Genomic DNA, 24738 nt, shown 5'->3' on the forward strand with positions numbered 1-24738 from the left:
CAGTCGACCTGCATTTGTTTCTGGGCCGGCCCCCGCAAATCAGCCGCAATGCCCGGAAGGCTGAGAAACTAGTCTTGAAACGGATCGGTCACAAGTATCGTGTCGTCCCGTTCAGGGCTGGTGGAAAGGAGTGCGACCGGCGCGCCGATCAGCTCTTCGATGTAGCGGACGTACTTCACCGCCTGGGCCGGCAGGTCGTTCCAGCTGCGCGCGCCGGCAGTGGTGCCTTTCCACCCCTCCAGCGTCTCGTAGACCGGTTCGACGCGGGCCTGCGCACCCTGGCTGGCCGGCAGGTAATCGATCGCCTCGCCGTCGAGTCGGTAGCCGGTACAGACCTTGATCTCGTCCAGCCCATCGAGCACATCGAGCTTGGTCAGCGCAATGCCCTTGATGCCGTTGACGGCGACGGCCTGGCGGACCAGCACGGCATCGAACCAGCCGCAGCGCCGCTTGCGGCCGGTGACGACGCCGAATTCATGGCCGCGCGTGCCCAGGAACTCGCCGATCTCGTTCTTCTGTTCGGTTGGAAACGGGCCTTCGCCGACGCGCGTCGTATAGGCCTTGGTGATGCCGAGCACATAGCCGATGGCGCCCGGCCCGACACCCGACCCGGCGGCGGCCTGACCGGCAACCGTATTGGACGAGGTGACGAACGGATAGGTGCCGTGGTCGATGTCGAGCAACGTGCCTTGCGCGCCCTCGAACAGGATGCGCTCGCCGGCGCGGCGCTTGTCGTCGAGGATTTTCCAGACGCGGTCCATATAGGGCAGGATCTCGTCGGCCACCGAGATCAGCTCGCTCATGATCGCCTCATGCGTGACCTCGGCATGGCCGAGCCCGCGCCGCAGCGCATTGTGGTGCGTCAGCAGCCTGTCGACCTTCAAGGGCAGCGTTTCCAAATCCGCCAAATCCATCACCCTGACCGCGCGCCGGCCCACCTTGTCTTCATAGGCGGGACCGATGCCGCGACGGGTCGTGCCGATCTTCGTTCCGGAATTGGAAGCGGCGTCCTCGCGAAATCCGTCCAGCTCCCGGTGCAAGGACAGGATAAGCGCGGTGTTTTCGGCTATTTTCAGGCGGTCTGGCGTCACCTCGACGCCCTGCGCCTTCAATTTCGCAACCTCCGCAACGAAAGCGTGCGGATCGAAGACGACGCCATTGCCGATGATGGAAAGCTTGCCTTGCCGCACCACGCCGGACGGCAGCAGCGACAGCTTGTAGACCTTGCCGTCGACGACCAGCGTGTGGCCGGCATTGTGGCCGCCCTGGAAGCGCACGACAACATCGGCGCGCTCCGACAGCCAGTCTACGATCTTGCCTTTGCCCTCATCGCCCCATTGCGAGCCGACGACCACCACATTGGCCATATTTCTTTTCCCTTAAGACGCCGCACGAGCAGCTTGAAACAATTCGAAACGATAGGCCTCTATCGCATCGGCCCCCAAAATCGGAATCGATTTTCGGAAAAGCACGACGCGAGATTAAAGCCTTCCGACGCGTACTTTGTAGCGTCCAATTGCACGCACGTCGCTCTATAGCGTCAAGACCCGGCGAGCGCGACCACTCTTTGCCGCCCAAAACGCTCCGAGGCACAACAATTTTCGCCTTTGACATCATTTACTTGGGCTGGCGGTCGCAATAGGCCCACACCGACCGTCAAATTCCCTCTGCCTGGCCGGGAGTTCACGATGCATCGAGCCGCCTATCTGTTCCTGCTGTTCACCACCTTGCTGTGGGGCGGCAACTCCGTGGCGGGAAAGCTGGCGGTCGGTCATATCTCGCCGATGACGCTGGTCTTCCTGCGTTGGCTGCTGGCGGTTCTGATCCTGCTGCCGATCGGCTGGGGAACGCTACGCCAAGACTGGCCGGTGGTGCGCAGGCACTGGTTGCTGCTTGGCGGGCTCGGCGGTTGCGGCTTCGCCTTTTTCAATGCGATCTTCTACACGGCGCTCAACTACACGACGGCGATCAACGTCTCGATCGAGCAGGCGGCGATACCGATCGTGATCATCATCGCCAATTTCGTGCTGTTTCGCCTGCGGGTGAACCGGGTGCAGATAGCTGGCGTCGTGCTGACCATCATTGGCGTCGCGGTGACGGCGAGCCATGGCGACCTGCGCCAGCTTCTCAAGCTGGATCTCAACTTCGGCGACGCGATCATGCTGGTCGCCGTGCTTTGCTACTCCTTCTATTCGGTGGGGTTGCGGCTGAAGCCGGTCATCCGCTGGCAGAGCCTGATGCTGGCGCTGTCGGTTGCCGCACTCGTCACATCGCTGCCTTTCTTCCTGTGGGAGATTGCCGCCGGCAAGGTCATCGTCCCCGATGCCCGCGGCTGGGCGGTCGCGTTCTATACCGCCATCGGTGCTTCGGTCATCTCGCAGATCTTCTATATCAGGGGCAACGAGCTGATCGGCGCCAACCGGGCCGGCCTGTTCATCAATCTGGTGCCGATCTTCGGTACGCTGCTATCGGTGCTGATTGTCGGTGAGACATTCCAGCTCTATCAGGCGCTGGCTCTCGCGCTGGTGCTCGGTGGCATCAGCCTCGCCGAATACAGCGGACGGAAGATGGCGGCATCCGCTGCTGAATGAAGTCGCTTGCCGCGACGTTCCACCGCCCCGCGTGCTGCTGCACACGGGGCGATCGAATTTCAGGCTATCCCCACATCGAAATGCAGCCGCTTGGCGGAGTCGATCGACTTGTGCGAGCGCACCTGCGCCAACACGTTTTCCGGGAACGGCGCATCGAGATAGAGCAATGCGATGGCATCGCCGCCCGGCCGGTTGCGGCCGAGCTGGAAGTTGGCGATGTTGACGCCGTTCTCGCCGCACACCGTGCCGAGCAGACCGATGATGCCGGGCGCGTCGGCATTGGTCGTGTAGAGCATGTGCTGGCCGACCTCTGCGTCGAGATTGATGCCCTTGATCTGGATGAAGCGCGGCTTGCCGTCCGAGAAACAGGTGCCGGCGATCGAGCGCGTCCTGTGCTCGGTCTTAACCGTCAGCTTGATATAGCCGTCGAACACGCCCGACTTGTCACGCTTGACCTCGGCGACGATGATGCCGCGCTCCTTCACCATGATCGGCGCCGACACCATGTTGACGTCGGAGACCTGCGGCCGGATCAGCCCGGCAAGGGTGGCACTGATCAGCGCGCGCGTGTTCATCGTCGCGGTCGAGCCGTCGAACAGTATCTCGACCTCCTTGATCGGATCCTCGGTGACCTGTCCGACAAAGGCGCCGAGCACTTCGGCAAGCTTGACGAAAGGTTTCAGCCGCGGCGCCTCTTCGGCGGTGATCGACGGCATGTTGATGGCGTTGGAAACGGCGCCCTTGATCAAATAGTCGGACATCTGCTCGGCGACATGCAGGGCGACATTCTCCTGCGCTTCGGTGGTCGACGCGCCGAGATGCGGCGTCGCCACGACATTCTCCATGCCGAACAGTGCGTTGTTGTCCGCCGGTTCGACCTCGAACACGTCGATGCCGGCGCCGGCCACCTTGCCGCTCTTCAGCGCCGCGATCAGGTCGGCCTCGACGATCAGCCCGCCACGGGCGCAGTTGATGATACGCACGCCGTTCTTCATCTTGGCGATCGCCGCGGCGTCGATGATGTTGCGCGTCTTGTCGGTAAGCGGCGTGTGCAGCGTGATGAAGTCGGCGCGGGCGAACAGCTCGTCGAGCTCGACCTTTTCGACGCCGAGCTCCTCGGCGCGGCTGTCCGACAGGAATGGATCGAAGGCGATGACATGCATCTTCAGGCCGACGCCGCGCGTAGCGACGATCGAACCGATATTGCCGCAGCCGATGATGCCCAGCGTCTTGCCGGTGATCTCGACACCCATGAAGCGGTTCTTTTCCCATTTGCCGGCGTGGGTCGAGGCGTTGGCCTCCGGTATCTGGCGGGCCAGCGCGAAGATCATGGCGACGGCATGCTCGGCGGTGGTGATCGAATTGCCGAAGGGCGTGTTCATCACGATGATGCCCTTGCGGCTCGCCGCCGGGATGTCGACATTGTCGACGCCGATGCCGGCGCGGCCCACGACCTTCAGCCTGGTCGCGGCGTTGATCAGCTTCTCCGTGACCTTTGTCGCCGAGCGGATGGCCAGCCCATCATACTGGCCGATCACTTCGAGCAGTTTTTCCTTGTCCTTGCCGAGATCCGGCAAATAGTCGACCTCGATGCCGCGATCCCTGAATATCTGCACGGCGGTGGTGGAAAGTTTGTCTGAGACGAGAACGCGGGGCATTGGCTTGGTCCTTTGCGATTGGCGTCCCTCCCCCTTGAGGGGAGGGTCGGCGCGAAGCGCCGGGGTGGGGTCGTTGCGGCCGGATGCGGCCAAATCTTTTTCTTTCTGGATGGCGGATCGTTGAGCGGGTGGAGGCGGCCCTTCGGGCCACCCTCCCCTCGAGGGGGAGGGAGTCAGGCGGCTGCCTTCAGCGACGCCTTTTGCGCGGCAAAGGCCCAGTCGAGCCAGGGCAGCAGCGCTTCGACATCGGAGGTCTCGACTGTCGCCCCGCACCAGATGCGCAGGCCGGGCGGTGCATCGCGGTAGGCACCGATGTCGTAGGCGACGCCTTCCTTGTCGAGCGCCGAGACAATTGCCTTGGCGAATGCAGCCTGTCCGTCGGCGTCGAGTGCAGCGACATCCGGATCGGTGAAGGAAAGGCAGACCGACGTGTTCGAACGCGTCGCCGGGTCTATGGCAAGATGGCCGAGCCAGGAAGATTTTCCGACAAAGCGATCGAGAACAGCGGCATTGGCATCCGCTCTGGTGACCAGCGCGTCGAGGCCGCCGATCGACTTCGCCCAGCGCAGCGCGTCGAGATAGTCCTCGACGCACAGCATCGACGGCGTGTTGATCGTCTCGCCCTTGAAGATGCCTTCGATCAGCTTGCCGCCCGAGGTGAGACGGAAGATCTTCGGCAGTGGCCAGGCCGGCTTGTAGCTTTCCAGGCGTTCCACGGCGCGCGGGCTGAGGATCAGCATTCCGTGCGCGCCCTCACCGCCCAGCACCTTCTGCCAGGAGAAGGTGACAACGTCGAGTTTCCTGAAATCGAGCTGTTGCGCAAAGGCCGCCGAAGTAGCGTCGCAGATGGTCAGGCCCTTGCGGGTGGCCGGGATGAAATCGCCGTTCGGCACGCGCACACCCGACGTCGTGCCATTCCAGGTGAAGACCACGTCGCGGTCGAAGTCGATTTTGGTCAGGTCCGGCAGTGCGCCGTAGTCCGCCTCTAACCTGCGAACATCGGCGAGCCTCAGCTGCTTGACCACATCGGTGACCCAGCCGGAGCCGAAGCTCTCCCAAGCGACCATGTCGACGCCGCGTTCGCCGAGCAGCGACCACAGCGCCATTTCGACCGCGCCGGTATCCGAGGCCGGCACGATGCCGATGCGGTAATCCGCCGGAACCTGGAGGATTTCCCGCGTCAGCTCGATCGCTTGTTCGAGCTTGGTCTTGCCGATCTTGGCACGGTGCGAGCGCCCGAGCGCGGCATTTTTGAGCGCCTCGACCGACCAGCCGGGGCGTTTTGCACAGGGACCTGAGGAAAAATTGGGATTTGCCGGAAGGAATCCGGGCTTCGTATGCGTCGTCATCGTGGTCTATCCTTCCAGATAGTGGCCCCTCGTTGGGGAGGGGTGGCCCACGGACGGCGATATGCGTTCAGGCTTTCGGCGTCAAGGGGAAAGTTTTTGTCGCTGCCGGGATATTGCCGGCGACGAAACGTAAACGGCGGGCCTACGACCCGCCATTGTCAACGCCTCGGCTTCGATCGAGCCTACCAGAGATCGTAGCGTAGTCCGACTTTGACTTGATGATTGTTGATTCCTTTGCGGATCGGAAAGGAAGTCAGGCTCTCGGCAGTCACATATTCGGCGTCTGGCGCGGAAAAATACTGATAGCCCAGATCGACTGAGACGTTCTTGGACACTTGGTAGGCAAGGCCGGCATTCAGCGTGTAGGCGAAGGAGTATTGGGTCTTGTCGTCACGCAGGACGAAATCGTCGGTGGGGTCGGCGTTGTCGGTGAAGTAGCTCGCCGACAGGCGACGCTTGCTCTGCAGGATACCGACACCAGCGCCGAGATAAGGTGTGATTCCGACATAGGTCCCAAGATCGACATAGCCATTGAGTATGCCTGAGAAGGCATAGTTCTTCAGGGTCGCCGATGCCACGGTCGTTCCGTCGTTATAGCCGACGTCGATCTTGTTGCCGGGAAGATAGCCCACATTGAGATCGGCGCGCAGATAGTCGTTGAAATGGTAGCCGAAGCCGATGCTGGCGAAGATGGGATCTTCCTTTTCGTCGAAGCTCGCGGGTGTAAAGGCGAAATGCTCATCCTTGAAGCTCTTCTGCACCAGATAGGAGACATCGCCACGCAGATACCATCCCGAGCCAACCTCGACCGGTACATAGTCGGGCGCCTGGTCGACATAGACCGGCGGTTCGTAATCGGCGCCAAGCGCCGGCGTCAGCGGCACCAGGACGACTGCTGCAAGCGCCAGTGCTACAGGCGATTTGAATGTCATGGTCCTCGGCTCCCGAACTTGGCGCATTCGCGATCGCGCGCCGTTTCAGACAGCATTGTTAACCATAGTGGTTAAGTGCGGGTTAAGGATAACAAGGCGTTAGCAATTGATTTGATCCGCCTTCGCTCCTCGAGCCGGACGGTGTTACAGAGCGCCGCAGCATGTTTAGGCAGCCAAACGAAACCGCCCGGCATCAGCCGGGCGGTCAACGAATTCCTCGATTTCGAAGCGACTACTTGGTGTAGACGGGCTCGGGTTCCGGAACATAAGGTTCCGGTTCAACGCAGTCCGATCTGCCGAACTGGTAGCGCAGGCCGCCGCGCACCTCATGAACATTGATGCCATTGTCATAGCCGGGGCCGACGCCGCTGCCGAAGTCGAACATCTTCCCACCGTTTATATGGCTGTAGCGGTAGCCGACGTCGAGTTTGACGCGATCGGTCAAACAGTAGGATGCGCCAACCATGGCAGCATAGGCAAAACGCCAGCCCTTGCCGCCGCGGTGGAAGAATTCACCGTCTTCATCGCTGTTGTGGAGTGTATCCCACTTAACCCAGGCGCCGCCGATGCCGGCGCCGACATAGGGCGTGATACCGTGCCATGTGCCGATATCGACATAGGCGTTGGCGAGCAGCAGCAGCGCGGTATAGGACGAGGTGTCGACCGAAGTACAAGGATCTCCATCAAGGCAGATGCCGCTGGTCGAGCCGCGGAAGGTGGATTTGCTCATCCAGTCCGCGGTCAAGTCGGTGCGGAAGTGCCGGTCGATTTGATAGCCAACGCCGGCACCGGCCGAGAAAGCACTCTTCAGCTTGCCGCTGTCAAAAGTGCCGGTTCCGGGAGGCGGTCCGTAGGTGATATAGTCGGCGCCGCGAAACTTCGACCAGTGATAGTCGATGTCGCCACGGATATACCAGCCGCCAAAGTCGGCCGGCTGCTCGTAGGCGATCGGTGGCGGCGCCTCCTCGACGACGGGCGGCTCGACGAAATCGGCGGCGAATGCCGGCCCGGCGCCGGCAAACACCGCGGCCAGGAGAGCCATTCTTGCTGTGTTGAACATGCTTATCACCCCTGAGAAACCCTCGAACGGCGAACGCGCCCGAAATGTGATTGACCTCAGTTGTGGATAATGAATCGGAAAGGTTAAAAGGCGTTTAACCGTATTGATTAACCACGAATCTCTAAAAGTCGAGCAATCTGGCGGCCGTTGCTGCAGGCGGAGCTGGCCGCGACCCAATAAAAAGCCCGCCGGCAAGGCGGGCTTTTGACCCATGTTGGAGGGAGATCAGGCGGCGCTGCGCGTTTCCGAAATGACCTCGACGATGTCGTTGACCACGGACTCGACAAGCTGCGGGTCGTCGCCCTCCGCCATGACGCGGATGAGCGGCTCCGTGCCGGATGGCCGGATGACCAGGCGCCCGGCCTTGCCGAGGCGATTGCGCGCATCTTCGATCGCCGCCTTGACCGGCGCCTCCTCCAGCGGCTTGCCGCCGGAAATATGCACATTCTTCAAAAGCTGCGGCACCGGCTCGAATTTCTTCGACAGTTCGCTGACCGGCCGGTTATGCCGCTTGATGCAGGCGAGCACCTGGAGCGCCGAGACGAGCCCGTCGCCGGTAGTCGAGAAATCGGACAGCACGATGTGGCCCGACTGTTCGCCGCCGACATTGAGCCCATGGGCACGCATGTGCTCGACGACATAGCGGTCACCGACCTTGGTGCGATGCAACTGCAGGTTCATGTCGCCGAGGAAGCGTTCGAGGCCGAGATTGGACATCACCGTCGAGACGACGCCGCCGCCGGCCAGCCGTCCGCTCTGGTGCCAGGACTCGGCGATCAGTGCCATGATCTGGTCGCCATCGACGATCGCGCCGTTTTCATCGACGATGACGACGCGGTCGGCATCGCCGTCGAGCGCAATGCCGATATCGGCGCGCACCTCGTGCACCTTCTTTTGCAGGCCGGCCGGATGAGTCGAGCCGCATTCCTTGTTGATGTTGAAGCCGTTGGGCTCGACATTGATGGCAACGACCTCGGCGCCGAGTTCCCACAGCGCGTCGGGCGCCACCTTGTAGGCGGCGCCATTGGCGCAATCGACGACGATGCGCAGGCCCGACAGCGACATCGAGCGCGGCAGCGTGCGCTTGGCGAATTCGATATAGCGGTCATGCACGCCGTCGACGCGTTTGGCGCGGCCGAGCCCATCGGAATCGGCGAGCGCCAGTTCGATATCCTTGTCGAGCATCCCCTCGATACGCTCCTCGATCTCATCGGACAGCTTATAGCCATCGGGGCCGAACAGCTTGATGCCGTTGTCGTAATAGGGGTTGTGCGAGGCAGAGATCATCACGCCGATATCGGCGCGCAGCGAGCGCACCAGCATGGCAACAGCCGGCGTCGGAATCGGGCCGAGCAGGAAGACATCCATGCCGGCGGCGCACAGGCCGGATACCATCGCGTTCTCGATCATGTAGCCGGAAAGCCTGGTATCCTTGCCGAGCACGACGCGGTGGCGGTGGCTGCCGCGCTGGAAGGAGAGGCCGGCGGCCATGCCGACCCGCATGGCGACCTCCGCCGTCATTGGAAACTTGTTGGCGCGCCCACGAATGCCGTCCGTACCGAAATAATGTCCTGCCATGTTCGCCAGCTTCCCGATGGTTCTTTCCGAGCATCTCATGCCATAAAATGGCCCAAGCCCCGTCATCACATTGTATGATTATGGACGACCAATCCTTAGAAAATTATTGTTTTGTGTGTTTTGCGTCACGCTAGTGTGTTGATTTTCAAGTTCCGAGCCCTTGTTGCGGCAGCAGCATCAGAAACGTCAACTCAAACCTCATCTGTATCCTTTGGTCTGTGGCAGTGTGGCCTTGAACCCGAATCCGCATCGTGCTGCTCCAGACAGCGGTAGGCTCAGGTCCGCCGCACGCGCCGATTTGACTGGCTGTCATGCGACGCAGTGTCCTCGCTGGGAACCAGCCATATGCGCGCTCTCCGTGCAATGCACCCGGACGAACTTGGCCGGGAGACAGTCCCGGCAACGAATTCATCACCTTAAAGAAAAGAATGCACTTCTAAATTTGTCTCTACGCTACTTAGCATCTGGCGCAACCAGCCGTTGAGCGCTATTGCTGCACTGGGACATATCATGAACCGCCGTAGGGAGAACAAGCATGCTCATCCACCGACTTGCCACTTTGACGGGTCTTGCCGTCGCGACCTTATTCCTGGCGGCGCCTGCCAATGCGCTGACCATGGCCGAGTGCAGCACCAAGTATAACGCGGCCAAGGATGCGGGAACGCTTGGCGGGCAGAACTGGAACCAGTTCCGCAAGGCCCAATGCGGCACCGATGCCACCGCCGCTACAACCGAACCCGCGCCAGCCAAAGCCACTGCCAAGGCCGCCGACACGACCAAGGCAGCCGCCGCCGACGATGCGGCGCCGGGCCTGACGGCGAAGGAGTGCAGCACCAAATACCAGGCCGCCAAGGCTGCCGGCACGCTCAACGGCATGAAGTGGAACGACTTCCGCAAGACCCAGTGCGCCGCCGGCGCGACGGCAGCCGCACAACCCGCCGCCACGACCAAAGCACCGGCGGCCAGCAGCGATGACGCGGCGCCTGGGCTGACGGCCAAGGAATGCAGCACCAAATACCAGGCCGCCAAGGCTGCCGGCACGCTCAACGGCATGAAATGGAACGACTTCCGCAAGAGTGAATGCGCCGCCGGCGCAACTGCAGCCGCACAGCCTGCCGCGGCACCTGCCAAGGCGACGACAGCCGCCGCGACCGATACCGGCAAAGGCCTCAGCATGGCGGATTGCAGCGCCAAATATCAGGCTGCCAAGGCCGGCAACACGCTGAATGGCATGAAGTGGAACGACTTCCGCAAGAGCCAATGCGGCGCCGGCGCAGCCGACGACGACACCCTGCCGGCTCCCGATGCCAAGTACACCGGCGATCCGCAACCGCCGACCATCACCGCCCCCCAGGGCGTGAAATTCCCGACGGCGATCTCCAAGAAGTATGCAACCGAGACCCCGGCCAAGGGCCGCATGCACACCTGCCTCGACCTCTACTACGCCAACAAGGACGCCAACACGCTGGGCGGCCTCAGGTGGATCCAGAAAGGCGGCGGCTTCTACAGCCTCTGCAACGCCAAGCTGAAGAGCTGACCGGCGCCACCATCCGACGACATGAGCCCGCGAGCCGCAAGGTTCGCGGGCTTTTTTTGCTGCCGAACACGTGCGAGGAGCGCCATCCGCGCGCAAGCGGCGCCGCTGCCAATCTGCCCCTCGTGGGGGAGATTGGCCGTCATCGTCACTTTCGCCAATTTCCAGCGATGCAGGAAGGGTCGCATTCCCCAAGAGAAAACGCCGCGTTAGAGCCGCGGCGTTTCGAAGTCGATCTCTCCTGGGCCGGAGCCTAGCTTGATGGCTGGGGTTCCATGCCGCCTTCGGGCTCGGGGCCCTTCTTGCGGCGGCCGGACTTCGGCACGGCCGAGCCGCGGCTCGGCGGCGTGTCGTCGCCAAGGTCGCGCGCGGGCTTATTGCCGGCGATCAGCTGCTTGATCTCCTCGCCGGACAGCGTCTCGTATTCGAGCAGGCCCTGCGCCAGCGCGATCCATTCCTTCTTTTTCTTGGTCAGGATGGACCTTGCCGTCGAATAGGCCTCGTCGATCAGCCGGCGCACTTCGGCGTCGATGATCTGCGCCGTCTCTTCCGAGATGTTCTGCGTGCGCGCCACCGAATGGCCGAGGAACACCTCCTCCTGGTTGTCGCCATAGGCGACATGGCCGAGCTTGTCGGAGAAGCCCCAGCGCGTCACCATGGCACGCGCCAGCTTGGTCGCCTGCTCGATATCGGAGGAGGCGCCGGAGGTGATGTTCTCCTTGCCGAACTTGAACTCCTCGGCGACACGGCCGCCCATCATGATGGCGAGGCGCGAGATCATGTATTTGTAGCTCATCGAATAGCGGTCGCCTTCCGGCAGCTGCATGACCATGCCGAGTGCCCGGCCGCGCGGGATGATGGTCGCCTTGTGCAGCGGATCGGCCGACGGCACGTTGAGCGCCAGGATGGCATGGCCGGCCTCGTGATAGGCGGTCAGCTCCTTCTCCGCCTGCGTCATCGCCGACGAGCGGCGCTCGGCGCCCATCATGATCTTGTCCTTGGCGTCCTCGAATTCGGCCATGGTGACGAGGCGCTTGTTGCGCCGCGCCGCCATCAGGGCGGATTCGTTGACCAGGTTCATCAGATCGGCGCCGGAAAAGCCCGGCGTGCCGCGCGCGATCACCTTGAGGTCGACATTGGGCGCCAGCGGCACGTTGCGCACATGCACTTTCAGGATCTTCTCGCGGCCGACGATGTCGGGGTTCGGCACCACCACCTGGCGGTCGAAGCGGCCCGGCCTCAGCAGCGCCGGATCGAGCACGTCTGGCCGATTGGTGGCGGCGATCAGGATGATGCTTTCGTTGGATTCGAAGCCATCCATCTCGACCAGCAGCTGGTTCAGCGTCTGCTCGCGTTCATCATTGCCGCCGCCGAGGCCGGCGCCGCGATGGCGGCCGACCGCGTCGATTTCGTCGATGAAGATGATGCAAGGCGCGTTCTTCTTGGCCTGGTCGAACATGTCGCGGACGCGGCTTGCGCCGACGCCGACGAACATCTCGACGAAGTCCGAGCCCGAAATGGTGAAGAACGGCACGTTGGCTTCACCCGCGACCGAGCGGGCGAGCAGCGTCTTGCCGGTTCCGGGAGGACCGACGAGCAGCACGCCGCGCGGGATCTTGCCGCCGAGCCGCTGGAATTTCTGCGGGTCGCGAAGGAACTCGACGATCTCTTCCAGATCTTCCTTGGCTTCGTCGACGCCGGCGACATCCTGGAAGGTGACGCGGCCATGTGCTTCGGTCAAAAGCTTGGCCTTCGACTTGCCGAAGCCCATGGCGCGGCCGGACCCGGACTGCATCTGGCGCATGAAGAATATCCAGACGCCGAGGATGAGGATCATCGGCAGCCAGGAGATCAGGGTGCCGAACAGCGAATTGGAGCCGTCGGACTCAGGACGCGCATTGATGGTGACGTTCTTGTCCTGCAGCCGCGAAACCAGCGACGGGTCCCCAGGCGAATAGGTCTGGAAGCCGTTGGAACTGTCCGTATAATTGCCGGAGATACGGGCGCCGGCAATGGTCACCGACTTGATCCGTCCCGCCGCGACTTCCTGCAGGAACTGCGAATAGGGAACATCGCTCGAGGCTCCACGCGTCTGCGGCGTCTGGAAAAGATTGAAGAGAGCGATGAGCAGGACCGCTATGATCGCCCAGAGCGCGAGGTTGCGATAATTCGGATTCATCAATTGTCCCGTTGGCGCCGCTGGGCGGACACGCGTCGTGAGAGGAAACTTGGCCCTAACATAGGGAGAGCGTTCCCCCTTGCCAAGCATAACAGCAGGTCTCGGTTAAGCATTCGCCCGTGGTAGGCCGGCACTGTGGCCACCGAATGGCGAGGCTGGAACCGGCGCCGCGCCAAGCAAGGCGGCGACGGCATCGGCCGGCGCCAGATCGAAGGACGGCAGGAAACGGGCGAAGGGCGCGACTGCCGGATATGCGGCGACAGCCGCCGGCATCGGGCCTTCCCCGGGCAAACCCGGGCCTTCCCCGAGCAAACCAAGGCATTCGCCATCCTGCCATAGCGCCGGCTCGGCGGCCAAGGCGGCACGTACAAGGCTTGCCGGCGTGCCATGCCCTTCAATTGCCCGCTTTGCGGCAAGAGCCGCCCCGAGCGGTGCTACCAACAGCGGCGCGATCAACAATGCACCTGAACTGTCGCCCAATGTGATCCGTCTGCGGCAGTCCCAAAGCGCATTGCCGGAAAGCGCAACAGCGGGCGGCAGATCCCGCAATTCGCGGTGCAGAAAGATGCCGGTACGCCGGGCATCGATCACGGTCCGCGACAATGTGGCACAAAGCGGCCCAGTGCGGAACCGGCCGAAAAGGGCTTCGCTGCGGGCCTGGTCGGGAAGGAAGGCGGTGCCGCCGGTCGCCGCCAGCAGGATGCGCAGCGCATAAATGGCCGCCCGGCTGTCGGCGGCTGTCGCAAAATCCCGATCGAGGCGGACGAGGCCGGCGGCCGGCCTGGAGGCCAAGCTGCGGATCAGCATGGCCGCGCGATGTCCTAACTGCTCACGCTCGGCCGCCGCCTTTCTGGCCAGCGCTATCGCTTCAGCCACGCGAGGCGTACCATCGCCTTCGGCAAGTGCTGCGCGGACGCGCGGCCGCTCGAAAGCGGTGTCGGCATTGGTCGGATCTTCGATCCAGGCAACCTGTTCACGCCGCAGGAATTCGCGCAGCTCAGCACGCCTTATGCCGAGCAGCGGCCGCACGATCCAGTGCCGCCACTCGTAGAGGGTTGCCGGCGCCATGCCGGCAAGGCCCCGCCCTTCGTCGCGCGGCCCGTCGTCGCTTTGCCCTTCATCACTTGCCCCTCCATCACTTGCCTGCTCGTCACGTGCCCACTCGTCACGCGCCCACTCGTCGCGCGCTTGCCGCATCAGCACGGTCTCGGCCTGGTCGTCGGCGGTGTGCCCGGTCAGGATCAGGCCGATGCCTGCCGCTTCGGCGGCCTCGGCGAGCAGCCGGTAGCGCGCCTCGCGCGCGGCGGCGGGCAGGCCGGTCGATGGTTTGTGCCCCGACCAGGCGAGGATGCGATGGGCAATGCCGCGCGCCGCGCACAGCCTGGCCACGGCTTGCGCTTCCGCTGCCGCTTGCGGCCGCAATTGGTGATCGATCGTCACCGCCAGCAATTTCGTTGCCGTGGCGTTACGGTCGAGATGGGCTTTGAGGAGGAGGAGGAGGGCGGTCGAGTCGCTGCCGCCGGACACGGCTGCAACAGCGCCGTTGGAAAAGTCGATCTGCGAAAAATCCGAAAGGTCAGGCTCGGTGTCGAGCGTCATGCATGTCGTCCAAAAGTGGACCCGGTTTTGGGGCAACGACATGCAACAGAAATACTAGCACGCCGCGAGCGCCCTTTCCTGCTTGACTCGCTCCTTGAGCGCGCCGGAAATATCGGGGTAGCGCTTGCCGATCTCGCTGAAGGTGGCACAGGCCACGTCGCGCTGCTTCAGCCCGACCAGTGAAACGCCGAGCTTCAGCAGCATGTCCGGCGCTTTCTTGGCCTTGGGATAGTCCTTGCTGGCAGCGAGGAAAGTCTCGGCCGCATCGCGGTATTTCTGCTGGCCGAGCAGCGATTCACCGAGCCAGTAATGCGCGTCCGCCGCCTTGGCGTCTCTGGGAAAACGGGCGATATGGTCGCGGAAACCCTGTTCGGCGGTGCTGTAGTCGCCCGACAGGATGAACTGGTAAGAGTTGCGGTAAAGCTCCTCCGGATCGTTGGTCGACGGGAGTGCCGCGACCACCGTATCGTCGGATTTACCGGCCTTGTTGCCGGCTGCGCTGGCGCCGTTGGCTGGGGCCGTATTCTGCTCCGGCGCATTCGCCTGCGCATTGCCGTCGGCTTCGACGACATTGCCGTTTTTGTCGACGGTGATGGTGCCGAACGTCTTGGGCGGCGCGCCGGGGATCAGCTTGCCGGGATCGCCGCTGGGCGATTCGACGATGACGTCCTCGACGCTCTTGTCGCCGTCTGCCGCCTTGCCCGCATCGGCCGGAGCCGGCGTCCCCGGCGCCTCCGCCACGTTACTGTCGCCGCTGGGGCTGTCGCTGCTAGGCGCCGCCTCGGACTTCTTCTGCTCGGCCGGCTGCTGCGCGCCTTGCGGACCGCCTTCCAACTGCTGGAAGCGGAATTCGTTGTCTTCCTGCTGCTTGCGGATCTGCTCCTGCATCTGCAGGACCTGGAAATTGAGTTCCTCGATCTTGCCATTCATCTGCCGGAGCTGTTCCTCCAGCGCCGGAGTGCCGGTGCCATCCTGTTGCGCGAATTGAACCTGATCCGGCTTTTTCTTTTCGCCGAAAATGCCGGGCAGTTTGATCGTCGGCAGGTGGAAGGAAAAACCGCTTTCCGATGACTGCCCGGTGCCGTTTGCCCCGTCAGCAAGTGCCGCGATACTTGATACGAGCAGCAGCGCAAGCGTGCCGCTCAAGACCGATCTGAAATGCATGTGCCTCTCGCCGTGAAACCATTGTTGCGCGCCTCTCATTCGAAGTAGACCAGTCAACCGGGGACTAGCCAGACGCTCTCGGCTCTTAACAGGACGTGAGACTTCGGCCAAATTTTGTTTGGAGCGAGCAGATATGAAAAAGGCGGCCTTTTGGCCGCCTTTCGCACCAAGTGTTGCATTTATGTCGATCAAGAACCGGCGCCGCCCAGTGTGGTTACGGCGCGGCGGTTCTGCGACCAGCAGGAGATGTCGTCGCAAACCGCGACCGGACGCTCCTTGCCGTAGGAAATGGTCTTCAGGCGCTGCGCCGAAACACCCTTGGCGACCAGGAAGTCGCGTGTGGCGGCAGCACGGCGGGCGCCGAGCGCCAGATTGTATTCGCGCGTGCCGCGCTCGTCGGCATGGCCTTCGATGACGATGGCATACTGCTTGTACTGGTTCAGCCACTGCGCCTGGCGCGACAGCGTCGTCTGCGCATCGGCGCGGATCGAGGACGAATCGGTATCGAAGAAGATGCGGTCGCCGATGTTGACGGTAAAGTCCTGGGCCGACCCGGGCGTTGCCGCGCCGGCGCCGTTGAGGCCGAGATCGGCGGCGCTGTTCGGCGTCTTCTTCGAGGCGCAACCGGTGATCGCGAGCATAGCGACCAGCGCGATCATGACCGGGTTTGTGGTAAGTGCTGCGATACGGCCCATGCCGCCTCTCCTTCGCAATTCGAGTGATTTCATTGATCGTCCAGTAACCACGTTTGGGTTAACCGGCGCTCAAGAAACACGGTTAAAATTTGGTTTCGGCTGCCGTCCGCAACCGTTCTGCCGAGGGGCGACAATGAGCGCGGACCGTAGGCGGAAATGCGGCCAAAACATGAAAAAGAGGGAATTGAGGAACTGAAGAACTGAGGAATTGAGGAAAGAGATCACCTCAGCTTCTCTCTGAGATTGACCAGCATTCCGTAGATGCGGGCATAGGATTGCAACCAATCGTCGCGTTGCGCCTGTGTGATGTACTCGAGGTCGAACGCATACGAAATCCAGGTCTCCACCTCACTGCATGATCCTATGGCCATCGAAATGAAGCGTGCGAATTCGGGCTTGGAGTGAGTCTGTTTGGCAAAGCCTTCGGCCAAATTGGCGCAGATCGCCTTGCTGGAACGACGTAGTTGATCGGCGAGCGCGTATTGCTCCATTTTCGGAAAAGCAAGCGTGGCTCTGTGTACCCCAAGGGAAACCGCATAGGCACGCTTATAGACTTCTAAATCCCTCGCGTGCTCGATGTAGACCCCTGCCTTCTCCATTCTTCAGTTCTTCAACTCTTCAGTTCTTCAACTCGTCAGTTCGTCAGTTCTTCAATTCCTCAGTTCTTCTTCCATCACTCCAGCAGCGGCGACCAGGCCGGATCCGAGGCGAAGTTCGCCGTCGGGATCGACTGTTCGTTGCGGCCGGTGAGATCGACCGAAACAAGTTTTGGTCCGCCATTGGAATCGCGGAAGAACATTAGCACCCGGCCGTTGGGCGCCCAGGTCGGCCCTTCCTGCTGAAAGCCGGTGGACAGGATGCGCTCACCCGAACCGTCGGTGCGCATGACGCCGATCTGGAATTCGCCGCCGGTCTGCTTGGTGAAGGCGATGAGATCGCCGCGCGGCGACCACACCGGCGTCGAATAGACGCCGTCGCCGAACGAGATGCGGGTCTGGCCCGAGCCGTCGGCGCCCATCACATAGATCTGCGCGCGGCCGCCGCGATCCGAGGTGAACACCACCTTGCTGCCGTCAGGCGAGTAGGACGGTGAGGTATCGATGGCGGTCGAGTTGGTGAGCCTGGTCGTCGAGCGGCTTCTCAGATCCATGGCGAAGATGTTGGAATTGCCGTCATCGCGCAGCAGGCTCATGATCACCTTCTGGCCGTCGGGCGAAAAGCGCGGCGCAAACGTCATGCCGGGGAAATTGCCGACCAGCTCGCGCTGCCCCGTCTCGATCTGCAGCAGGTACACCCGCGGCTGACCGCTTTCATAGGACATGTAGGTGATTTCCTGCCGGTTCGGCGAGAAGCGCGGCGTCAGCACGATCGATTTGCCGTTCGAGAGATAGCGGACGTTGGCGCCGTCCTGGTCCATGATGGCAAGCCGCTTCTTGCGCGCATTCTTGGCACCGGACTCATCGATGAAGACGACGCGCGTGTCGAAATAGCCCTTCTCGCCGGTCAGCCGCTCGTAGATCGCATCGGCGATGATATGGGCGACGCGCCTGGTATTGGCGTCGTTGGCGAAGAACTGCTCGCCCGACATCTGCTGGCCGGCAAACGTGTCCCACAACCGGTACTGGGCGCGAATGCGGCCGTCAGCCTCCTTGCCGACACTGCCGGTGACCAGCGCCTGCGCATTGATCACCTTCCAGTCTTCGAAGCGCGGCGTGGCATCCGGATTCGAGATCTTTTCAATGAAAGCGCTTTTGTCGATCGGCGCGAACAGGCCGGAGCGTTTCAGGTCGGCACTGACGATGCCGGAAATCTCGGCGCCGAGGGCATCGCCGCCCTGGAAGTCCGTGATGGCGATCGGCAACGGCTCGACATTGCCCTTATTGACGTTGAGCTCAACGAGCGCCCGCGCCGGCAGGGTGACAGCAACGGTCATACCCAGCGCCATCGCTGCGATCGTCAGGAGCGGCTTGAGGATGGATTTCATGTCTTCTCGCTTCTCTTCGCTGATTCTGTGGGAGCCGGGCCTAAAGACCGAGCATCTCCCTGGGGTCAAAAGTGACCCGAACGTCGGACCAGATGTCTTGCTTGCCCGCTGGAACCTGCAGGCCGGCCACATCGCATTTCTGAACCGCGCGCACTGCGCTTTCGTCAAACGGGCGGTTTCCGCTCGACTTTTCAACGCTCGGCCGGCCATCCAGCTTGCCGGAGGCGTCCAGATTAAACCGGACCACGACGACGAAATTCTCCGAACCCTCGAGCCCTGCCGGAAGCGTCCAGCAACCACCAAGCTGGGCCTCCAATGCCCCTTGCTCCGATTTCGAAAGCTTCTGGCCCTGATCCTTCTCGCCGCCGAGCGATGCCTGCTGGGTCGAGCGCTTGGCGCCGCCGCCCGACGGCTTGCGCTTGTCGAGCAAAGCCGAAATCTCGTCGGCGTTGAATTGCTTGTCGTCCGATTTCGGCTTGGATGAGGCTTCCTTGACCGGCTTGTCGGCGTCCTTGCGCTCCGGTGCCTTGGCGCTCTCGGCCTGGGCCGGCTGCGGCTTTGGCCGAGCCTCGGGTGCTGGCGCCGAGTCCGGAAGCTGCGCCTCCTCGGTTGGCGGTTGCTTGGCAATCGCCTCGGCGACGGCATCCGGCTTGACCTCGGGCTGCGGATCGATCGCGGCAGTCTTGTCCTGCGGCGGCGTGGGCGTCGGCTCCTTGGCCGGCGTCGGCTTGGGCTCGGTCTGCTTGACAGGTTCGGGCTTGACCTCTTCCTTCGGCTGCGGCACCGGCGCCACCTCCGTAGCGGGAATAGGCTTCGGCTCTTCCTTCGGCTTCGGCACGTCCTCGGGCTTGGGCTTTTCGACCGGCGTCGGCGCGGGTGGCGGAGCCGCCGTCATGTCGACTGGCTGGGGCTTGGGCTCAGGTGTCGGCGGCTTGTCGGTGTCGACGCTGTTATCGCCGACTTTCTGGGCATCGGGAACGATGTCGGGACGCTGCGTCGGTACCGGCGCCGGCTTGTCGTGCATTACAGCCTTCTTGTCGCCTTGCAGGACCTGTGCCGTCGCTTCCATCGGCACGATCTCGACCGACACCGATTCCGCATCGGACGCAGGCATCGCGGGCGGCGAGGACAACGTGAACAGCCCGAAGGCGATCGCCACCGTATGCAAGATCACCGATGTGGTGAGGCCGGTCCTCATCTTGCGTCTACTGATCCTGTTCCTGCAGTGAAACCAGGCCGATATTCTTGTAGCCAGCAGCCGAGATGCGGGCCATCACCTTCATGGCAGTGCCATAGTCGGTGGACTTGTCACCCCTGATGAAAATGCGCTCTTCATAGCCGGTCTTCGAGATCGCCTGCAGCTTTGCCACCAGCTCCTCGATCGGGATCTCGGTTTCCTGGAGGTAGATCTGACCGGCCGAGTTGATGGACACGGTTATAGGCTGCGTATCGGCGTTCATCGCTTTGGCCTGGGTATCCGGCAGGTCGATCGGCACGCCGACCGTCAGCAACGGCGCCGCGACCATGAAGATGATCAGCAGCACCAGCATCACGTCGACCATCGGCGTGACGTTGATCTCCGATATCAAGGCGTGATGGCGGCCGCGCCGCCTGTGGCCGCGCCCGCCGCGTCCTCCGCCACCTGCGCTTACGGACATTCCCATGATCGTTCCTCAGGCCTTCTGCGCGACTTTTTCATCGATTTGGCGCGAGAGTATGGCGGAGAACTCATCCGCGAACCCTTCCATGCGCACCGCGATCTTGCTCGCGTCGGACGACAGCTTGTTGTAGGCGATGACGGCTGGGATGGCGGCGAGCAGGCCGATGGCCGTCGCCAGCAGCGCCTCGGCGATGCCGGGCGCGACCACCGAGAGGCTGGTGTTCTTCGAGGCGGCGATCGCCTGGAACGAGGTCATGATGCCGATAACCGTGCCGAACAGGCCGATGAAGGGCGCCGCCGAGCCGGTGGTGGCGAGAAAGCCGAGCCGCCCTTCAAGCTTTTCCATTTCACGGGTCAGCGCCAGATCCATCGCCTTGTCGATGCGGGTCTGCAGGCCGAGCGGCGATTTCGCGCCCTTCTCGAAGCTTTTCTTCCATTCGCGCATGGCGGCGACGAAGATCGCGCTCATGCCGGTCGTCTTGCGGTCGGCGAGCGTGCGGTAAAGTTCTTCCAGCGACTGTCCCGACCAGAACACCTGTTCGAAGCGGTTGAGCGCCAGCCGCATGCGGGCATAGGCGACGAGCTTGTCGACGATGATCGCCCAGGTCCAGATCGAGGCACCAAGCAGCCCGATCATGACCAGCTTGACCACCCAACCGGCCTGCATGAACAAGGCCCAAATCGATAAATGCGCGCCCGGTTCGGCGAGAGCGATGTTTTCCATGTTACGTCCTTAAAGATTTTCCGGGCGTGGCTGGCGGCTGGCCCATGGGCATCCCTTGTGGTCCGTTCGCGTTAGGCTTGCGGAATAACCCCAAATGCACCGTTGGCGGCCTTTTCGGGGCAAATATTGGTGAAAGGAAGGCGCTTGGATTCTCCCAATCTTAACCAATCCCTTCATGGACCGTTATGGTTAAGGATGGGTTAGGACGTACAGCGCGGCGCATTGCCGCGCCCTGATAGGCCGCCTCGCGATTCTGGCCTGGACCGGGAGCTCCGGGATCGTCCGCCTCTGAACCTTTATTTGCGCGTTCTGGGCATGAAGGCTGCGATCCAGTCCTTGGGAAAGCGCCGCGGCCGCCCGTTCTCGCCGACGATCGCCGCTTCGACACGCGCCTCGACCAGCACTTCGCTGCCGCGCTTCAACTGTTGCGCCATGACGATGCGGGCGCCGGAAATCTCGTCGGTGCGCGTATCGATGGTCAGGATGTCGTCCATGCGGGCCGAACCGCGGAAGTCGATCTCCATGCGCCGCACCACCCAGACTATTTTCTCGCCATGCTTGCCGTCGGCAAGCTCGGTGTGGTGGACGCCGGCCAGCCGCAGATAGTCGGAACGGCCGCGCTCGAAGAATTCGAGATAGCGCGCGTGGTAGACGACGCCGGAAAAATCGGTGTCTGCATAATAGACCCGCGCCATCAGTCGATGGCCGAATTCCGTCAGCGCGCCGGAAAGTCCGGCGGACAATGCCGATTCACCGTGATCGTCCATTGCGCTGTCCTTTTGGCCCGACAGGCCCTGTTTCAAGCAACACCTGTTTTGCGCATAGACCGGCGATGATCAAGACCTGGAGGGCTGGGCCGGGGAACTGCCAGCACCGAAGCCATAAGCAGCGGAACTTACGGCTCTTCCTGGAACAGGCTGATCTGCTGCTGCGCCAGGTCCTTCGGCGCGTCGAGGCCGAGATGCCGCCAGGCATTGGCCGCCAGCACGCGGCCGCGCGGGGTGCGCATGATGAAGCCTTGCTGGATCAGAAAGGGCTCGATGATGTCCTCGATGGCATCGCGTGGCTCGGAAAGCCCGGCCGCGATGGTCTCGATGCCGACCGGCCCGCCGCCGAAATTCCGGGCGATCATCGACAGATAACGGCGGTCGAGCGCGTCGAGGCCGAGCCCGTCGACCTCCAGCCGCGTCAGCGCCTCATCGGCGATCTTGCGGTCGACATGGCCGTCGCCGGCTACGCTGGCGAAGTCGCGCACCCGGCGCAACAGTCGGCCGGCGATGCGCGGCGTGCCGCGCGCCCGCCGGGCGATCTCCAAAGCACCGTCGTCGCCGAGCGGCATGGCAAGGATGCGGGCGCCGCGCCGCACGATCTGCTCGAGTTCCTCGACCGAGTAGAAATTGAGCCGCACCGGAATGCCGAACCGGTCGCGCAGCGGGTTGGTCAACAGGCCGAGCCGGGTGGTGGCGGCGACAAGCGTGAAGCGGGCAAGGTCGATCTTGACCGAGCGCGCCGCCGGCCCCTCGCCGATGATCAGGTCGAGCTGGAAATCCTCCATCGCCGGATAGAGGATTTCCTCGACCGCCGGGTTGAGCCGGTGGATCTCGTCGATGAACAGCACGTCGCGGTCTTCGAGGTTGGTGAGCAGCGCCGCGAGATCACCGGCCTTGGCGATGACCGGACCCGAGGTCGAGCGGAAATTGACGCCAAGCTCGCGCGCCATGATCTGCGCCAGCGTCGTTTTGCCGAGGCCAGGCGGGCCAACGAACAGCACATGGTCGAGCGCTTCGCTGCGCCCCTTAGCGGCTTCGATGAAGACTTTGAGATTGGCCCGCACCGCCGCCTGGCCGACAAAGTCGCCAAGCGTCTGCGGCCGCAAGGTCTGCTCGGCGTCCTCGCCGCGTCTGTCGGGAGCAATGAGGCGTGGCGAAAGGCTCATGCGAGCAGTTCCATACCGGTAATGGACCTTGCAGTCCGCTGGTCGAACGTGACCGTATGCGAGCAACCGAAATTTCGATTGTGCTCGGCTATCAGCGCATTAGCAAAGTCGACCTGGCTCGAATTCGATCGTTCGAGCGCGATCACGATGGCATCGAAATCCTCAAACACCAGCGTCTTGATCTTGAGCAATCTCTGGATCGCGGCCAGTATCTGCTCCTTTGGCTGCCGGTAACGCGAAAGCAGTGACCAACTGAATTCCACCAGCACAATCAAACTCACAAAGCCGAGCTTGTCGCCGCTGAGGCTCTTACCGAAGGCGAGAGCCTTGGCCTGTTGCTCGGCATCATCGTTCAGCACCATTCGAAGCAGAACGTTAGTATCGATACCTATCGACGTCACGCGTCGCCCTCTTTTCCGCCCTGTGGCTTGTCACCAACAACGTGCTGGCCTACGGCCTCCCTCACAGCCGCATCGATCTCTTCCAGGGAAGCGGGACCGCCGGGTGGATCGCCGAGAAATCCGGCTAGGTCGGCGAAGTCGAGATTGCGCGGCGTCCCGACCAAATAGCCATCCATCACCGTCCAGGCGATCGTGTCGCCCGTCTTGAGCGACAAGGCGTCGCGGACGTCCTTTGGAATCGTGAGCTGTCCCTTGGAGGTCAGACTGGCATATGCGCCCATATTCTTACTCCTGCAAAAAATTCTTACCGATCAGATAGTAGTTGGAATTTCACTTTCCAGCAACGTCTCAGCGTGCCAGCTCCTTCAGCCCGAAGCGGATCAGCTTCGACGCGTCCGCCTCTTCGCCTGCCGTCCTCAGCGCCGCCGCCACCGCATTGGCGGCGGTGTCGCGCGAATAGCCGAGATTGACCAGCGCCGAGACGGCGTCGGTGATCGGCGCCGAGGCGACGCCCTCGCCGAGCTCCTGCTTCAGGCTGATGGTGCCCGAGGCAGTGCCCGCATAGGCCGGCGCCTTGTTCTTCAATTCGGTGACGATGCGCTCCGCCACCTTCTTGCCGACGCCCGGCGCACGGCTGACCATGGCGATATCGCGCAACGCAATCGCATTGGCGAGATCGGCCGGCGCCAGCGTCGACAGGATGGCCAGCGCCACCTTGGCGCCGACGCCTTGCACATTGTTCATCAACAGCCGGAACCATTCGCGCTCCAGCACCGACTGGAACCCATAGAGCCGCAGCATGTCCTCGCGCACATAGGTCTCGATGAACAGCACGACCGCCTCGCCCGGCCGCGGCAATGCCGCCAGCGTGCGCGCCGAGCAGTAGGCGACATAGCCGACGCCATGCACGTCGACGATGCAGAAATCCTCGTCGATCTCATCCAGCGTGCCTTTTAGCTTGCCGATCATTTGAGCGTGCCGATCATGCCGGGTGGGTTTCCGGAGAGATGATATCGAGGTCCGGGAAATAGCCGCGATAGCGCGCAGCATTGCGCGTCAGCAGGCGATGCCCAGCGACAACCGCATGGGCTCCAATAAAAAAATCCGGCAAGGTTCGTTCGCGAATGCCGCCGGCGCGGCGATAGCGCGAGTGCGTGACACCAGCGAGGAAGGCTGCTTCCCACGGCAGAAATTCGCGATCCATCTTGAGCATGTCGGCTGCTTGACGAAGAGCCTGTTCGGTCGCAATCAACGGCGCGAGCTCGGACCAGACGATTGCATTGATTACGAGTGCGCCGTCGCGCCGGCATGCGGTAATCGCGGATGCCGACCATTTCGTCTCCCGTCCGGCAGGACCCCAAACGTCGATCAAGACATTTGTGTCAATCAATGTCGAGATCTTCACGTGGGCCCCTCAGCCATTCCACATATTCATCCGCCGTCAAGCCTCCCAGATCCAGCGTACCGGCCATACCATCGAGCATCTGGCTGAATCTGCGCGAGGCTTCCTCCTCCGACATGTTTTCGTCGACGGCTATGACACGAGCCCCGTCCTCGGTGGGGACGAACTCCACCTCCGAGCCCGGGCCGATACCCAGATGATCCCGTATTTCCTTCGGGATGGTCACTTGGCCCTTGGTGGTAACGCGCATGGTAATACCTCGTTGGTATTACTTATTGCCCACTGGAGAACA

General features: G+C 62.5%; 24 protein-coding genes. 2 read left to right on the top strand and 22 right to left on the bottom strand.

Annotation, left to right across the window (positions count from 1 at the left end; genetic code table 11):
- Positions 1-68: 68 nt before the first annotated feature.
- A complete protein-coding gene (locus NKJ28_RS04320) occupies positions 69-1367 on the bottom strand; it encodes an adenylosuccinate synthase (protein WP_023680654.1) in 1299 nt (432 codons plus the stop codon).
- A gap of 321 nt (positions 1368-1688) precedes the next feature.
- Between NKJ28_RS04320 and NKJ28_RS04325 the strand changes: the two genes are divergently transcribed.
- The gene (locus NKJ28_RS04325; RefSeq protein WP_352589932.1) at positions 1689-2591 is read left to right on the top strand and encodes a DMT family transporter; all 903 of its coding nucleotides are present in this window, start codon (positions 1689-1691) and stop codon (positions 2589-2591) included.
- A gap of 59 nt (positions 2592-2650) precedes the next feature.
- On the opposite strand, the gene serA is transcribed toward NKJ28_RS04325, so the two are convergent.
- The 5 genes from serA to glmM form a co-directional block, all read right to left on the bottom strand.
- On the bottom strand, positions 2651-4249 hold the full coding sequence (serA, locus tag NKJ28_RS04330) for a phosphoglycerate dehydrogenase (RefSeq protein ID WP_023680656.1): 1599 nt from the start codon (positions 4247-4249) through the stop codon (positions 2651-2653).
- Positions 4250-4422: 173 nt separating this feature from the next.
- Positions 4423-5598 (bottom strand): phosphoserine transaminase, encoded by a 1176-nt coding sequence (locus NKJ28_RS04335; protein ID WP_352634195.1) that lies wholly within the window; start codon positions 5596-5598, stop codon positions 4423-4425.
- A gap of 182 nt (positions 5599-5780) precedes the next feature.
- The gene (locus NKJ28_RS04340) at positions 5781-6530 is read right to left on the bottom strand and encodes an outer membrane protein (protein ID WP_352634197.1); all 750 of its coding nucleotides are present in this window, start codon (positions 6528-6530) and stop codon (positions 5781-5783) included.
- A 232-nt stretch (positions 6531-6762) separates the two neighbouring features.
- Complete coding sequence (locus NKJ28_RS04345) at positions 6763-7590, bottom strand: outer membrane protein (protein WP_352589941.1); 828 nt, start codon at positions 7588-7590, stop codon at positions 6763-6765.
- 225 nt (positions 7591-7815) lie between these two features.
- Positions 7816-9168 (bottom strand): phosphoglucosamine mutase, encoded by a 1353-nt coding sequence (gene glmM / locus NKJ28_RS04350; RefSeq protein WP_031213285.1) that lies wholly within the window; start codon positions 9166-9168, stop codon positions 7816-7818.
- An 874-nt stretch (positions 9169-10042) separates the two neighbouring features.
- On the opposite strand from glmM, the gene NKJ28_RS04355 reads away from it, so the two are divergent.
- Positions 10043-10705, top strand: coding sequence for a hypothetical protein (locus NKJ28_RS04355; RefSeq protein ID WP_502894515.1), 663 nt, complete (start codon positions 10043-10045; stop codon positions 10703-10705).
- Positions 10706-10955: 250 nt separating this feature from the next.
- Here NKJ28_RS04355 and ftsH read toward each other — a convergent pair whose 3' ends face one another.
- From ftsH to NKJ28_RS04435, 16 genes are all read right to left on the bottom strand, one after another.
- The gene (ftsH, locus tag NKJ28_RS04360) at positions 10956-12881 is read right to left on the bottom strand and encodes an ATP-dependent zinc metalloprotease FtsH (protein ID WP_023677989.1); all 1926 of its coding nucleotides are present in this window, start codon (positions 12879-12881) and stop codon (positions 10956-10958) included.
- A 105-nt stretch (positions 12882-12986) separates the two neighbouring features.
- On the bottom strand, positions 12987-14480 hold the full coding sequence (tilS, locus tag NKJ28_RS04365) for a tRNA lysidine(34) synthetase TilS (RefSeq protein WP_352634199.1): 1494 nt from the start codon (positions 14478-14480) through the stop codon (positions 12987-12989).
- Positions 14481-14534: 54 nt separating this feature from the next.
- Entirely contained in the window at positions 14535-15644 is a 1110-nt protein-coding gene (gene ybgF, locus NKJ28_RS04370) for a tol-pal system protein YbgF (RefSeq protein WP_352634201.1), read from the bottom strand.
- Between the two features lie 188 nt (positions 15645-15832).
- Entirely contained in the window at positions 15833-16339 is a 507-nt protein-coding gene (gene pal, locus NKJ28_RS04375; protein WP_023677992.1) for a peptidoglycan-associated lipoprotein Pal, read from the bottom strand.
- 221 nt (positions 16340-16560) lie between these two features.
- A complete protein-coding gene (locus tag NKJ28_RS04380) occupies positions 16561-16938 on the bottom strand; it encodes a four helix bundle protein (protein ID WP_023677993.1) in 378 nt (125 codons plus the stop codon).
- 74 nt (positions 16939-17012) lie between these two features.
- Positions 17013-18284: a Tol-Pal system beta propeller repeat protein TolB gene (tolB, locus tag NKJ28_RS04385; protein WP_245274748.1), complete on the bottom strand. Its 1272-nt coding sequence runs from the start codon at positions 18282-18284 to the stop codon at positions 17013-17015.
- A 79-nt stretch (positions 18285-18363) separates the two neighbouring features.
- Positions 18364-19521 (bottom strand): cell envelope integrity protein TolA, encoded by a 1158-nt coding sequence (gene tolA / locus NKJ28_RS04390; RefSeq protein WP_352569596.1) that lies wholly within the window; start codon positions 19519-19521, stop codon positions 18364-18366.
- Between the two features lie 7 nt (positions 19522-19528).
- Entirely contained in the window at positions 19529-19987 is a 459-nt protein-coding gene (gene tolR / locus NKJ28_RS04395; RefSeq protein ID WP_352569595.1) for a protein TolR, read from the bottom strand.
- A 9-nt stretch (positions 19988-19996) separates the two neighbouring features.
- On the bottom strand, positions 19997-20707 hold the full coding sequence (gene tolQ / locus NKJ28_RS04400) for a protein TolQ (RefSeq protein ID WP_023677997.1): 711 nt from the start codon (positions 20705-20707) through the stop codon (positions 19997-19999).
- 296 nt (positions 20708-21003) lie between these two features.
- The gene (gene ybgC / locus NKJ28_RS04405) at positions 21004-21474 is read right to left on the bottom strand and encodes a tol-pal system-associated acyl-CoA thioesterase (RefSeq protein WP_023677998.1); all 471 of its coding nucleotides are present in this window, start codon (positions 21472-21474) and stop codon (positions 21004-21006) included.
- Positions 21475-21602: 128 nt separating this feature from the next.
- Positions 21603-22643, bottom strand: a complete 1041-nt coding sequence (gene ruvB, locus NKJ28_RS04410) for a Holliday junction branch migration DNA helicase RuvB (RefSeq protein ID WP_352454896.1) — start codon at positions 22641-22643, stop codon at positions 21603-21605.
- Positions 22640-23044: a type II toxin-antitoxin system VapC family toxin gene (locus tag NKJ28_RS04415; protein WP_352634204.1), complete on the bottom strand. Its 405-nt coding sequence runs from the start codon at positions 23042-23044 to the stop codon at positions 22640-22642. The genes ruvB and NKJ28_RS04415 overlap by 4 nt, the downstream gene beginning before the upstream one ends.
- Complete coding sequence (locus NKJ28_RS04420; protein ID WP_352569593.1) at positions 23041-23325, bottom strand: AbrB/MazE/SpoVT family DNA-binding domain-containing protein; 285 nt, start codon at positions 23323-23325, stop codon at positions 23041-23043. The genes NKJ28_RS04415 and NKJ28_RS04420 overlap by 4 nt, the downstream gene beginning before the upstream one ends.
- 67 nt (positions 23326-23392) lie before the next feature.
- Complete coding sequence (gene ruvA, locus NKJ28_RS04425; protein ID WP_352634206.1) at positions 23393-24013, bottom strand: Holliday junction branch migration protein RuvA; 621 nt, start codon at positions 24011-24013, stop codon at positions 23393-23395.
- 13 nt (positions 24014-24026) lie between these two features.
- Positions 24027-24449: a type II toxin-antitoxin system VapC family toxin gene (locus tag NKJ28_RS04430; RefSeq protein WP_023678002.1), complete on the bottom strand. Its 423-nt coding sequence runs from the start codon at positions 24447-24449 to the stop codon at positions 24027-24029.
- A complete protein-coding gene (locus tag NKJ28_RS04435; RefSeq protein ID WP_352634208.1) occupies positions 24427-24696 on the bottom strand; it encodes an AbrB/MazE/SpoVT family DNA-binding domain-containing protein in 270 nt (89 codons plus the stop codon). The genes NKJ28_RS04430 and NKJ28_RS04435 overlap by 23 nt, the downstream gene beginning before the upstream one ends.
- Positions 24697-24738: the final 42 nt, after the last annotated feature.

Origin of the sequence: Mesorhizobium sp. M0145 (genome assembly GCF_040322355.1) — a bacterium.
GTDB lineage: Bacteria > Pseudomonadota > Alphaproteobacteria > Rhizobiales > Rhizobiaceae > Mesorhizobium.